The organism is Lacrimispora xylanolytica (assembly GCF_026723765.1).
GTDB lineage: Bacteria > Bacillota > Clostridia > Lachnospirales > Lachnospiraceae > Lacrimispora > Lacrimispora xylanolytica.
Genome location: NZ_CP113524.1, coordinates 3,359,466 through 3,371,766, shown reverse-complemented (window position 1 = coordinate 3,371,766; position 12,301 = coordinate 3,359,466). Strand labels below are relative to the sequence as shown.

Below are 12,301 nucleotides of genomic sequence, written 5' to 3'. Positions count from 1 at the left end.
GCAAAGAGAGGTGCCCTGTTCTTTGCTTTCTTTTTTCTAATCTCTTTGAATTACCTTAAAGCCAATTGCCTTACTTAGCTGGTCTAAGGTGACCACATCTTCAATTCCAAGTAAGCCTGGCCTTAGCTTACTGCCAGCCAGATTCTTAGCAACTTCTGCAGCCACCAATCCGGTAAACTTTGCTTCATCTTTTCCCACTACTTTTAAAGCTTTCCCCTGAGCTTCTGCTGTTGCCATGAACATATCAGAACCCATAAATGGCTTTTTCATCATCTTTCGGATCCCGAACTGAAGGAAGGGCCATTTGAATACCCCCATTACGTTTACTTTTTGCATAAGATGCAGAAGCCGGCTTAAAAAGGCCACATCAAACCCAAAGTATGTGGTATAAACCATACCTTCCCTGTTTCTGTTTAACATATGCTGATCCACAAAATTAAAATTGTAGGTTGGCAGCTGCTTGTTTTTGTATCTGGTAGAAGATGCCAGGGAAAGCGGCTTTAGCTGGTTATATTTTTTGTGAGTGTAAGGAGTGGTAAACTGCTTTAACGTCCAGGAAATAGCTTCATCTCCGTGCTTGTCCCCCATACCAAGTATTACATGAAGCTGGACTTCGGCAGGAGGAGTCAGTTTCTTGGTGAGCTCATGGGCCAGGAGATTCGTAATTCCAGGAGCCAGGCCGATTCCAAGAACAATGGAAGCCCGGTCAATGGTTAAATCATAGACCTTTTGTATAAAATCAGAGTTAGCAGTGACATCCATGTAAGCCATTTCATTGTTGTTGCAGTATTGAATCAGCTTTGTGTCTGTCTGGTCCACACATACAATCAGGGCTCTGATATCCTCAAGAAGTGCCCAGTCAGGGGTGTGAATGTCCACGATCCTGATTTCTGCTTTGATATGACTGGTTTTTAAGAAAGCAGCAATTTTTTCCTGGCTACGTCCAGCCAGCACAAGTTTTTCGCCGTTTAAGGCTCGGGAAATATATTGGCCCACCTGGCCATGACCACCCACGATCATTATTTTATCTCTCATAGGAATGTATCAGTCTCCTTTCCAAATGATTTTTAAACCACAACAGAAGAATGCGTCTGGTATCGTGTGATTACATATACTTTTATGATTCCCATGAGTCAGAGAATCAATCTGGTTGGTGTGGTTTTATTATAAGTTTATTATACTATAACATTCCTTATATTGTAACAGATAAAAAAGCATTAAAAAACAGGAAGCACCACCTTGGAATTTCTGATATAATAGGGGCAAACAGGGGGAATTAAAATGAAGCGCAGACAGGAAAGCATTATATATCAATTAGCTGTCAGCGACAGGCCGCTGACTACCGATGAACTGGCAAAACGACTGTCAGTCAGTTCCCGTACCATAAAATATGAGATGACCGAGGTCAGAGAACGTCTTAGAGGCATTGGAGCCGAGCTCATTGCAAAGCGGAATGAAGGCTACTCCCTACATGTTATTGACCAGGAGTTGTTTAAACAATATTTAGAGCCCATCGGATTTCAATCCAGCCTTGCCAATAACTTTGGCTCCGACGACAATGCCAGGTTTCTTTATATTGCACGAAAGCTGGTTTCCTCCTCACGCTTTTCCAGACTGGAAGACATTGCAAATGAACTTTACTTATCAAGAAGCGCCATCCGGGAAGCGGTCAATCATGTGATGAACTTTTTAAAAAGCTATCATCTGGAAACAGAAAGTAAACCGGGCCTTGGCATCCGGGCTTTTGGAACAGAATATCACATGAGACTTGCCATGACGGAGCTCTTTGCGGTACATTTTCATAAGGTGCTTTTAGATAACGCAGGGATGGATTATGCCAAATGGACCACCTGTGATTATGAGGAGCGGCAGGATATCCGCCACGTATTTTTAAAGACACTGCGGGAAACGGAAATCAAAATATCGGATGTCAACACTCAACGCCTTGCCATTTATTTTATTATTGTAAGAAACCGCTGCCAGGCAGGCTACCGTCTTAAGCTGCCTTCACAGTGGAAGGAAGAGATAAAAGATTCCAAGGAATATTGTCTGGCAGGCAAAATCTATGAAAATCTCAGAACTCAGTTTGAGGGCTATGACCTTGTGGAAGAGGAGACCATATTTTTGGCCGTCTATCTCATGGCCTGCCGGGATATGTGGAATGTGGATTATCCGGAGATAGAGTACGCCTCTTATTATGGAGAGGCAAGCCTTATTTATGAAGAGCTGCGTGATGTGATAAGGGATACGTGCAGACTGGATTTCTCCGATCAGCCATGGGCGAAAAAGGAATTGATCAGTCTCCTTATTTCGCTCATCATCCATATACACTTTGGCTTAGAAAGCATTGACCGGTTCTGGTATGATTATGAAAATCAAGCGTTTAAAAGCCCGGTGTCCTGTGCCATAGCTTCCATTGCATCGGAGTTTTTAAAAGAGAGGTTTCAGATTTCGCTTTCTACCTCCTTTTATTCCAGATTGGCATCTTTTGTATTTAAGATGGCTTCACTTGCGGAATACGAGATTAAGGGGCAGAAGCTGCTTTTGGTTAATTCCAATGGTCTTGGACTGAATGAAATTATCATAAAAAGGATTTTAAGAAGGTACAAGCCTTTGATAGAGTCTTTTACAATCGTAGAATTATATGAGATCAGAGGGATGAACCAGGAAGAATACGATGTAGTCCTTACGGATACCACCGAGCTTGCCTATCATTATGATCTGCCATGCTGTGTCATCCACACCTTAAGCAGTGAAAAAGAGATGGACATCTTATTCAACCGGAGCCTGATTAAAGCCTTTCAGACGGATGAACTGGTCCTGCCGGAGAGTCAGATTGAAATAAATAAAAACTATCACTATACGGACGAACTTCAGTTTCTTCAGTTTTTATCATACCGTCACGGAAAAACAGCGAAAGAGAGGGAGGAACTGTTAAAGCATTTAAAAACCATCAGCCGTTACGACTCCGGACAACAATTTCCTGCCAGGCTAGCCGTATTATATCTTCCTTATTCGCTGTGTAAAGGGGACTGCATGGAATTATATTGTCTTCAGTCACCGGGAACCTGGAAGGGGAAGGAGATTGAATTTCTCCTTCTTTTATCCATGAACTGGAATCATGACTGGAAGAGAGTAAAGGCAATGGAGAACTGTTTGCGCCAGCTTTTTTCTGACTACAAAAGCATGAAGGCATTTTCAGACAGGGGCCGCCCGGTTCTGCTGGAAATGATTGAAACCTGTATAAAAAGTGAATAATATATCTATGCAAATATTTGCACTAATTCGAAGCAGAATTAGTGCTTTTCACTTTTTACAAACAAATACAGGCATGGAAAAAATGCAGTATCCGTATTATAATAAACGTATCAAAGGAGGAGAGAGCATATGAAAATATTCTTATCGTCTCATGGCCATTTAGCTAGCGGATTAAAAAGTTCTCTGGAAATACTCTATGGGAACTGTGAAAATATTACAGTATTTGATGCATATGTAGATGAAAATTCCGTACAGGAACAACTGGAATTGTTTTTTGAAACAGTAAAGGAAGGAGAGCAGGTTCTTCTGATTTCCGATCTTTACGGAAGCAGTGTCAACCAGGCCATGAGCATGCATTTGCAACGACCTAACACCACTCTTGTGGCAGGAGCGAATCTGGCATTTTTAATCGGACTTATGGGCAGAGACTCCGTCACAGAAGAGGAATTGAACCAATTGATTGAGCAGAGCCGGGAGATGCTTTGCATCGTACAATTGGAGCAGGATGATAAGACACCAGAGGATGACTTTTTTTAGAAGGAGCGTGAAAAACATGATTGTTATGGTAAGACTTGATGAACGAATGATACACGGACAGGTGGCAATCAAGTGGTCAAGACACACAGAAGTGGACCGGATCATTGTAGCCAATGATGAAGCGGCAAACAATCCGCTCATACAAAAATCCCTGATGATGGCAGCGCCCAGCACGGCGAAAACAGCCATTAAGGATGTGAATTCCTCCATTGAACTTCTTAAAAATCCAAAGGCAGCGGAGCATAAGATACTGATCATCGTCAGCACTCCTTTGGACCTCCTTCGGATTGTTACGGAAGTACCTGATATCCCTCTTGTGAATGTAGGAAATTACGGCAGGGTAGCGACAAAGATCAATGCAGAACCAAGGAAATCCTACCGGAAAAACTTATATGCCTACGACGAAGAGGTTGCTGTATTAAAGAAAGTAATCGAAACCGGTATCAAATGTAATTACCAGACGGTTCCGGATGATGCTCCGGAGGAACTATCAAAAATATTGGAATAAGGAGGAGTGAATTATGTCCGTAATAACAGTTGCACTCATTGGTACTCTGACCTATTGGATCTTTTTTGTATTAGATCCCTATATTCTTTCCTGGCAGTGTTTGAATCGTCCCATTGTAGTTGCCCCCATTCTCGGCCTGCTGTTAGGTGATTTTCAAACGGGCATTATCATGGGAGCTTCTCTTGAATCTATCTTCATGGGGATTTCAGCCATCGGAGGTTCTGTCCCGGCAGATGCGCTCTCCGCCAGTATTGTAGCAGTATGCTATACCGTTTTGACCGGCTCTGATGTGGAAACAGGACTTGCCATTGCTCTTCCCATTGGAACCGTTATGGCTTCCTTATCAAGCATCTTATTATCCTTTAGCTCTGCACTGGCTCCTTACTGGGAAAAGCTTGCCTTATCCGGAAAGCCTGGAAGGTTCCTTACACAGAACTTAATCTTTTCCGGCCTAATCTATCCCCTTCCCAATGTAATTATTATCTTTTTGGGAATCGCTTTTGGAGTTACCGGTTTAAATAGTGCCCTTGCTGCACTTCCTCCATTTGTCATGACTGGATTAACAGCAGCTTCCAGTATGATGGTGGCAGTTGGATTTGCCATCCTGATCTCCATGATCTGGTCCAAAGATGTAGCCAGCTTCTTCTTTGTTGGATATGTCATGGCTAAAATTCTTAAAATGGATTCCTTATCCATCGCAATCATCGGAGGAGCCATTGCAATTACCATGTTCTTCTACGAAAAGCAATTGATTGATGTAAAAAATTCCATGGTGGCATCGGAACAGAGGCCATCAGACGATGAGGAGGATTTTTTCTAATGGAAAAGAAAAATTTAAGCATTGAAGAAAAGAAAGTCTTAAAATCTATGTTTATCCGTTCTCATTTGACCTTTTTGTCCTTTAATATGACCAAGATGGAGGCCAATGGCTTTACCGCTACCATGCAGCCAGCCATCGAGAAAACCTACGAAGGCGATGAGGAAGGAAAAAAAGAGGCTTACGCCAGACATCAGAATTTTTTTAATACACACGCTGTTCCATTTTCCTTTATCGCCGGACTATCCTATGCCATGGAAAAGGAGCACAAGGAGAAACAATCGGTTGACGCAAAGACCATTGAAAGCATTAAAGCAGCATTAATGGGACCTACGGCAGGCATGTTCGATTCCCTGTTCTTTAACTGTTTGAGAATCATTGCAGCAGGCGTTGCCATCGGACTCTGTTCACAGGGAAACTTTTTAGGAGTCCCTATATTTATCTTTTTGTACGGCATCACCCAGTCTATTTTAAAATATTTTGGTGTCAAATTCGGATACATTTACGGAACTTCATTTATCGATAAGATATTCAGCTCCGGACTCATGCCGGCTCTTAGAAAGTCAGCATCTATTCTGGGAGTTACCATGGTAGGAGCGATGACGGCAGGCATTGTTAATGTTCCTCTTAACTGGACCATTCAGATGGGAAAGACCTCTGTGGTGATCTTAGATGTATTAAATTCCATCTTTCCTGGTATTTTGAGCATCATTCTTGTATTATTCCTGATGCGACTGATTAAAAAGGGCAGACGCCCGGTACAGCTGATTGTTGGAATCTTTGCCTTTGCCTTTATTGGAGCCTTTATTGGAATATTCTAAAAGGGAGAGGATGAAACATGATTGTAAAATCGAGACGAATCTACATGGAAGACGGCTTAAAAGATGGGTTTCTGGTAGTGGAAGATGGAACCATAAAGGAGTTTCTGCCCCGTACAGATAATGAGGAAATCATTGATTATGGGGATATGCGTATCATTCCAGGAATCTTTGATACCCATAATCATGGAACCTGCGGTTTTGGTCTTTCAGGAGAAGTAACCCAGGAAGAAATCAAAGGCTATCTTAAAGGCTGTGCTTCTCAGGGAATCACCAATGTGTTTCCCACAGCAGAACGATCTGCCATTGCCGCAGTCGCAAGAGCAGCAAAAGAACATTATGAGGGGGCCTCCATTCTTGGCATTCACAGCGAAGGCCCCTGGTTAAACCGGACCGGAGAAAAAGGAGTGCGAACCGGCTGGCCGGAGGTTTCCTTAGAGACAGCAAAACAAATGGTTTCCCATGGACAGGGACTTTTAAAACTGGTCGCTATGGCCCCTGAGATACCGGGAATTGCCCCTTTGGCAGAGTATTTCCTGAATAAGGGAGTGGTTCTGGCCATGGCCCACAGTGATAGTAATTATGAAGAAGCAAAGAGGGCCTATGAGCATGGCTTCTCTGTTTCCACCCATACAGGCAATGTGATGACCGGACTTCACCACAGAGATGTGGGGGGCCTTGGAGCAGCCCTTTTAAATGACAAGGTGGATTGCGAAGTGATTTGTGACGGCATGCATATCTCCCTGGAAATGCTGGAAATTTTCTTTCGGATAAAGTCCACAGAGCGTTTTATGATGATATCCGACTGTACTCCATTTTCCGGTGCTCCTGAGGGCGTCTATCGTGGATTTGAAGAAGGCATGACCATTCACGTATCCAAGGATGGGTTTGTTCTTACAGATACCGGGCGCCTCATGGGCTCCAGCCAGCCGGTCTTATATGGAATCGGCAATCTGGTGGAGAAGCTTCACATGCCAATGGAGAAGGTTTGGCCCATGTTCTCTCTAAACCCCAGCCGGAAGTATGGGTTTGAAAGGAATAAAGGCTCCTTGAAGGCTTTAAAAGATGCAGATTTTGTGGTAATTAACGATGAATACCGTACCATTGCCACCTATTCCATGGGAAAAAAGGTTTACGATGCAAAAGAAGGCCCTGTCTTTAATCCTGATTTCCTAAGGGAATGGAGGCAAAAGGAGGTGTGAAATGAGGAAAAAGCTGATTGTTTCTGCCGATGATTTCGGATTCAGCGAGGCATATAATTACGGAGCGGTGAAAGGCTATCAGGAAGGAATCATAACCGTCCTTTCCCTGATGAGCAATATGGCCTCCGCTCCCCATGGAGTGAACCTTGCAAAACGGGAGGTGCCAAAGGCCAATCTGGTGCTTCATACCAATTTCGTTCAGGGAAAACCAGTAAGCGAACCAGAACACATCAGGAGTCTTGTCAATGAAAAAGGGCAGTTCTACCGCTCCTATGAATGGAAGGGAGACAATCCCTCTGATAAGAAATGTATTGGTAATATTGTGGTGACGGTGGAGGACTGCTATAAGGAGACGGTGGCACAGATTAATCGTTTCCGGGAATTGACAGGATATTATCCCAATCATTTTGAAGGCCATTCTGTTATTAATAAAAATATCTCTGCTGCATTTCATCAGGCAGCCATGGAGTTTCATATCCACTGTATGACAGAGCCGGAGGTGGAGACGGAAAAATGGCATCCGGTTCATGAAATTATGACGGGAAATCCTTTGTTTATGGAAATACTGGACCGGGGCTTGAGACCGGAAGATATCTATGAGGACCGGTTTGGAATTCTTAATAGTCCTTATGAATACAACATCATCCATTTGCATCCAGGGTATGTGGATGCATACATTCTGGATAACTCTTCTTTAACTACAGCCCGTTGCAGAGATTTACAGACTGCATGCGACCCGGGAGTCAAACAGTGGCTTCTTGACCACGACATAGAGTTAGTAGATTTTTCTTCTATTTATAAGTAAAGAAAAGTTATAAGTGACAATAAGGGGTGCCGTATACAAGCGGCACCCCTTATTTACGATTTAAAGAATTCCTTCCAAATCAAACGGCGGTGTGTACTCCTCCTTTGCACTGCTTTTTTCCTGCATAAATCCCTGGTCAAGGGAAAGGGATATGGCTTCATCAAGAACCTTGTTATATTCATAAGAAGTGATTCTACGATTGATTTCTGGAAAGTCCTTGCTTAGAAAGAAGGGAGTGTACTGACTTAAAAGGCTGATATAATACATACCCTCAGGAAGTTCCTCCTTTATAAAATGAAGAAGTTTTATGGAATCATCCTTAGCACCCGGAAGAACCATATGACGTATAATGACTCCTTTTTTCATAATAGCCCCATCTTCCTCAAACTCAGGCGCTCCTGTTTGGAGAATCATCTGGCGGATTGCTTTTTTAGCAACCTGAAAATAATCTTTCGCTCCGCTGTAGCGCAGGGACAGATCTGTACTTTCGTATTTTAAATCCGGAAGCCATATATCCACATATCCTTCCAGTGCTTTTACCGTTTCTACTGTTTCATAGCCGCCGCAGTTATAGACCACAGGGATAGACAGCTTATCCTTGACCATATCAAGGGCTGACAGAATAGAGGGAAGATACTGAGTGGCAGTGACCAGATTAATATTGTGGGCCCCCTCATCCTGAAGTCTTAAAAAGATTTGGGAAAGCTCCTCTGGGGAAAGCTCTTTCCCAACCTCCTCCTGGCTGATGGAGTGATTCTGACAAAAACAGCATCGAAGGGTACAGCCGGTGAAAAATACAGTGCCACTCCCCCTGGTGCCGCTGATACACGGCTCTTCCCAGTGGTGAAGTGCAGCTCTGGCAGCCTTAATGGTACTTGAGCAGCCGCAGTAACCGGTGGTCACGGTCCGGTCCACCTTACAGTTTCTGGGGCATAAGGTGCAGGATTTATATAAATGGTCGTAATTCATATTGGGTTCTCCTGTTGTTGACAAAGTCACTTTTGTACGTTACTATAATAAACATTATGCTGATTCTTTAAAAGAAAAAGAAAGGGTTAGCTTAATAATCCAATCATCAGATGAAAAAGAACAGAAAGCTATATTTAAAATTATATAAGAAACTTTGAATTTTTTCTACTTCAATTATAGAAAGAAAAAAAGGAAAGGAACCATTCATATCATTATGAGCAACAAAGAAGAAATCTGCGAGCAACATTCCCCCAATCTATCAGCCCTCCGTTATGCATTTCCCAAAACAGCGCCTGTTATGGCAGGTTACCTTGTACTTGGAGCTGCATATGGAATCCTTATGAGCGGCAATGGTCATGGAATTTGGTGGCCTCTGTTAATCAGTATGTTTGTATATGCCGGAAGCCTGCAGTACCTGGGAATCACATTTTTTGTGGCATTGGTGAACCCCTGGTATGCTTTTTTTATGTCCCTCATGTTAAATGCCAGACATTTGTTTTATGGAATTTCCATGCTTGATAAATACAGGGAGGCTGGTAAATTAAAGCCTTATCTGATCTTTGCATTAACAGACGAAACATTTTCCGTTTTATGCAACGAAGAACCTCCAAAGGGCATCCCAAAATACATGGTGTATTTTTTTGTATCCCTTCTGGACCATTTGTATTGGGTGGCAGGAACCCTCCTTGGTGCCATTGCAGGAAGTATGATTACCTTTAATACGGCGGGCATGGACTTTGCACTGACTGCCCTTTTTGTGGTCATATTTGTAGATCAGTGGAAATCCGGGAAAGGACATTGGTCAGCGGTCACAGGAATTGCAGCGTCTGTAATTTGTCTTAAGATATTTGGAAGCAGCGGCTTTATTGTGCCAGCCATGATCCTTATTCTGGGAATGATTACTTTCGCTTATTATAGGGAAAAGAGAAAGGAGAAACAGTCTTGAATCAGGAAATGATATCATACCTGCTTATTATAATCTCCATGGTGGCTGCCACTGTAATCACACGGTTTCTGCCTTTTATCATGTTTCCGGCAGGCAAGGAGACGCCCCCTTATATTGCCTATCTTGGTAAGACTCTTCCCTATGCGACCATTGGTCTTTTGGTGGTCTACTGCTTAAAGGGGGTCTCTTTTCAGTCTTATCCCTATGGACTTTCTGAGGCATTGTCCGTTGTACTGATTGTCATCCTTCATCATATAAAAGGAAATTCCCTCTTAAGCATTGGAGCGGGAACTGCCTTCTATATGATTCTGACTCAGCTTATTTTCCGGTAAGAGCAGGGAATTAATATCCTTCCGGCAATCCTTTTTGCTCCCTGAATTCTTTCGGGGAAAGGCCGAATTCCTTTTTAAATGCCCGGTAAAAGCTGGTGTAATCTGAAAATCCATATTGGTGATAAAGCTCTGTAAATGGAATCCCGGAAAGGATTCCATTTTTGCTTGCATGTAACCGCTTTTTAATAATGTACTGATGAATGGATATTCCCATGTTGTCTTTAAAGACATGGGAGATATGATATTTACTGGAATAGAAAAAGGAAGCCAGTTTATCCAGGGATAGATCTTCACTGAGATGATTGTTGATATAGTCGCAGAGGTTTAAATACAGCACATTTTCATAAGCCACTGGAACCTGATGGAGCATATCGTAGGTGATTCTATTAATCTGCAGAAGAAAGGAGAGGACTAAAAGCTCTGCATTCAGCTTGTGAAAGGCTCTATTACCATGAAGCTCCTCAAGAAGATCCAAAAGCCGCCCCTGAATGCTTTGGAAGGTGATGAAATCCGTGCGGAACCGGTAACTCTTTTTTTCTTCTGCATACCGGAAGCTGTAGGAAAAATCCTCAGACCAGGTGCACATGGATTCATAATAGCTCCGGCTGATCCAGAGAACAAAACGCTGATAATTCTTATCCGTGGAATGAAAGATAGGGTGATGCTTCGTACCGGGAGGTATGAGCAGATAGTCGCCGTATTGCAGGTTGTACTGATTTCCATCCACATCATAAGTCACATCTCCGCTTAAAAAAAAGTACACTTCATAATAAGGATGGCTGTGATCCACTATATGATTTAAATTGGCATCCTTATAAAAGAACACTTCAAACTCTCCGGAGTTCATATACTGCCGGTCATTAAAACCGGTGGACAATTCTTTTTTCATAAAATCCCTCCTTTTAAAATTCATGTATTGTTTTCATTATAGGACATGACCGCAAGATTTGCAATGTGAACGGCAAATTAATCCATGGTAATACATCCGTATTTTGTATATACTAAGTCCATACTAATGATCCGAACAAAAAAGGAGGTATTTTAATGAAATTATCATTCAGATGGTATGGGGACGATGACAAGGTTACATTACAGAACATAAGACAGATTCCAGGAATGTATTCCATCGTGACCGCTGTTTACGATGTTCCGGTTGGTGAGGTATGGAGCCGTGAGACCATTGCACATTTAAAGAAAGAAACAGAAGAAGCAGGACTTGCTTTTGAAGTGATTGAAAGCATACCAGTTCATGAAGATATTAAATTAGGAAAACCAAGCAGAGAACAGTACATTGAAAACTACTGCGAAAATATCAGAAGAGTGGCAGAAGCAGGAATCAAGTGTGTTTGCTATAACTTCATGCCAGTATTTGACTGGACCAGAACCCAGCTTGACCATGTATTAGAGGATGGCTCTACAACTCTTGTGTATTACCAGGATCAGGTGGATAAGGTAAATCCTCTGGAGTCAGATGGTGATTTAACTCTTCCTGGCTGGGATTCCAGCTATACAAGAGAAGAATTAAAGCAGGTGGTAAGTGAATACAATTCCATGTCTGAGGAAGATCTTTGGGATAACTTAAAGTATTTCCTGGAAAAAATCATTCCAGTGGCAGCAGAGTGTGGTGTCAATATGGCCATTCATGAGGATGACCCATGCTGGAGCATCTTTGGTCTCCCAAGAATCATCACCGATGAGAAGAATCTGGACCGCTTCTTAAAGCTGGTAGACGATCCTCATAACGGAATCACTCTTTGTACCGGCTCCTTAGGCTGTTCCAACCAAAACGACGTTGTTAAAATGGCTGCCAAGTACGCAGCTATGGGACGCGTTCACTTCGTACATGCCAGAAACGTAAAAGTTCTTGAAGATAACAAGGGCTTTGAAGAGCGTGCTCATTTATCCAAATGCGGCTCCCTTGATATGTTTGCCATCTTAAAGGCTCTTCACGACAATGGCTTTGATGGTTATGTACGCCCGGATCACGGTCGTATGATCTGGGGAGAGACCGGACGGGCTGGATACGGACTTTATGACCGTGCCCTTGGCGCTACCTATTTAAATGGTTTATGGGAAGCAATTGAAAAAACAAGCAAATGAGAAGGAAGG

The 12,301-nt window shown here is 42.7% G+C and carries 13 protein-coding genes; 10 read left to right on the top strand and 3 right to left on the bottom strand.

Annotation, left to right across the window (positions count from 1 at the left end):
* Positions 1-36 precede the first annotated feature (36 nt).
* Positions 37-1,035, bottom strand: a complete 999-nt coding sequence (locus tag OW255_RS15740) for a saccharopine dehydrogenase family protein (protein WP_268114611.1) — start codon at positions 1,033-1,035, stop codon at positions 37-39.
* Positions 1,036-1,281: 246 nt separating this feature from the next.
* Between OW255_RS15740 and OW255_RS15735 the strand changes: the two genes are divergently transcribed.
* The 7 genes from OW255_RS15735 (at position 1,282) to OW255_RS15705 (ending at position 7,945) form a co-directional block, all read left to right on the top strand.
* Positions 1,282-3,258, top strand: a complete 1,977-nt coding sequence (locus tag OW255_RS15735; protein ID WP_268114610.1) for a BglG family transcription antiterminator — start codon at positions 1,282-1,284, stop codon at positions 3,256-3,258.
* A gap of 129 nt (positions 3,259-3,387) precedes the next feature.
* The gene (locus OW255_RS15730) at positions 3,388-3,795 is read left to right on the top strand and encodes a PTS sugar transporter subunit IIA (protein WP_268114609.1); all 408 of its coding nucleotides are present in this window, start codon (positions 3,388-3,390) and stop codon (positions 3,793-3,795) included.
* A gap of 16 nt (positions 3,796-3,811) precedes the next feature.
* Positions 3,812-4,303: a PTS sugar transporter subunit IIB gene (locus OW255_RS15725; protein ID WP_268114608.1), complete on the top strand. Its 492-nt coding sequence runs from the start codon at positions 3,812-3,814 to the stop codon at positions 4,301-4,303.
* Between the two features lie 13 nt (positions 4,304-4,316).
* Positions 4,317-5,123: a PTS mannose/fructose/sorbose/N-acetylgalactosamine transporter subunit IIC gene (locus tag OW255_RS15720; RefSeq protein WP_268114607.1), complete on the top strand. Its 807-nt coding sequence runs from the start codon at positions 4,317-4,319 to the stop codon at positions 5,121-5,123.
* Positions 5,123-5,941 carry a PTS system mannose/fructose/sorbose family transporter subunit IID gene (locus tag OW255_RS15715; RefSeq protein WP_024838597.1) on the top strand — a complete coding sequence of 273 codons (819 nt, stop codon included), beginning with the start codon at positions 5,123-5,125 and terminating at the stop codon, positions 5,939-5,941. The genes OW255_RS15720 and OW255_RS15715 overlap by 1 nt, the downstream gene beginning before the upstream one ends.
* A gap of 17 nt (positions 5,942-5,958) precedes the next feature.
* A complete protein-coding gene (locus OW255_RS15710; RefSeq protein WP_268114605.1) occupies positions 5,959-7,140 on the top strand; it encodes an N-acetylglucosamine-6-phosphate deacetylase in 1,182 nt (393 codons plus the stop codon).
* A gap of 1 nt (position 7,141) precedes the next feature.
* A complete protein-coding gene (locus tag OW255_RS15705) occupies positions 7,142-7,945 on the top strand; it encodes a ChbG/HpnK family deacetylase (RefSeq protein ID WP_268114604.1) in 804 nt (267 codons plus the stop codon).
* A gap of 60 nt (positions 7,946-8,005) precedes the next feature.
* Here OW255_RS15705 and OW255_RS15700 read toward each other — a convergent pair whose 3' ends face one another.
* Entirely contained in the window at positions 8,006-8,914 is a 909-nt protein-coding gene (locus tag OW255_RS15700) for a radical SAM protein (RefSeq protein WP_268114603.1), read from the bottom strand.
* A gap of 214 nt (positions 8,915-9,128) precedes the next feature.
* Here OW255_RS15700 and OW255_RS15695 point away from each other — a divergent pair, with 214 nt between their 5' ends.
* Together OW255_RS15695 and OW255_RS15690 are read left to right on the top strand one after the other, a co-directional pair.
* Positions 9,129-9,860, top strand: coding sequence for an AzlC family ABC transporter permease (locus OW255_RS15695; protein ID WP_268114602.1), 732 nt, complete (start codon positions 9,129-9,131; stop codon positions 9,858-9,860).
* A gap of 8 nt (positions 9,861-9,868) precedes the next feature.
* Entirely contained in the window at positions 9,869-10,192 is a 324-nt protein-coding gene (locus OW255_RS15690) for a branched-chain amino acid transporter permease (RefSeq protein WP_268116619.1), read from the top strand.
* A 10-nt stretch (positions 10,193-10,202) separates the two neighbouring features.
* Here the strand turns inward: OW255_RS15690 and OW255_RS15685 are convergent, their stop codons facing one another.
* Positions 10,203-11,081, bottom strand: coding sequence for an AraC family transcriptional regulator (locus tag OW255_RS15685; RefSeq protein WP_268114601.1), 879 nt, complete (start codon positions 11,079-11,081; stop codon positions 10,203-10,205).
* 155 nt (positions 11,082-11,236) lie between these two features.
* Here OW255_RS15685 and uxuA point away from each other — a divergent pair, with 155 nt between their 5' ends.
* Positions 11,237-12,292 carry a mannonate dehydratase gene (gene uxuA / locus OW255_RS15680; RefSeq protein ID WP_024838590.1) on the top strand — a complete coding sequence of 352 codons (1,056 nt, stop codon included), beginning with the start codon at positions 11,237-11,239 and terminating at the stop codon, positions 12,290-12,292.
* Positions 12,293-12,301: the final 9 nt, after the last annotated feature.

Coding starts and splice junctions, on each gene's coding strand:
- OW255_RS15705 (WP_268114604.1), top strand. CDS start 7,142: ATGAGGAAAAAGCTGATTGTTTCTGCCGATGATTTCGGATTCAGCGAG.
- OW255_RS15740 (WP_268114611.1), bottom strand. CDS start 1,035: ATGAGAGATAAAATAATGATCGTGGGTGGTCATGGCCAGGTGGGCCAA.
- OW255_RS15725 (WP_268114608.1), top strand. CDS start 3,812: ATGATTGTTATGGTAAGACTTGATGAACGAATGATACACGGACAGGTG.
- OW255_RS15715 (WP_024838597.1), top strand. CDS start 5,123: ATGGAAAAGAAAAATTTAAGCATTGAAGAAAAGAAAGTCTTAAAATCT.
- OW255_RS15730 (WP_268114609.1), top strand. CDS start 3,388: ATGAAAATATTCTTATCGTCTCATGGCCATTTAGCTAGCGGATTAAAA.
- OW255_RS15735 (WP_268114610.1), top strand. CDS start 1,282: ATGAAGCGCAGACAGGAAAGCATTATATATCAATTAGCTGTCAGCGAC.
- OW255_RS15690 (WP_268116619.1), top strand. CDS start 9,869: ATGATATCATACCTGCTTATTATAATCTCCATGGTGGCTGCCACTGTA.
- OW255_RS15685 (WP_268114601.1), bottom strand. CDS start 11,081: ATGAAAAAAGAATTGTCCACCGGTTTTAATGACCGGCAGTATATGAAC.
- uxuA (WP_024838590.1), top strand. CDS start 11,237: ATGAAATTATCATTCAGATGGTATGGGGACGATGACAAGGTTACATTA.
- OW255_RS15720 (WP_268114607.1), top strand. CDS start 4,317: ATGTCCGTAATAACAGTTGCACTCATTGGTACTCTGACCTATTGGATC.
- OW255_RS15695 (WP_268114602.1), top strand. CDS start 9,129: ATGAGCAACAAAGAAGAAATCTGCGAGCAACATTCCCCCAATCTATCA.
- OW255_RS15700 (WP_268114603.1), bottom strand. CDS start 8,914: ATGAATTACGACCATTTATATAAATCCTGCACCTTATGCCCCAGAAAC.
- OW255_RS15710 (WP_268114605.1), top strand. CDS start 5,959: ATGATTGTAAAATCGAGACGAATCTACATGGAAGACGGCTTAAAAGAT.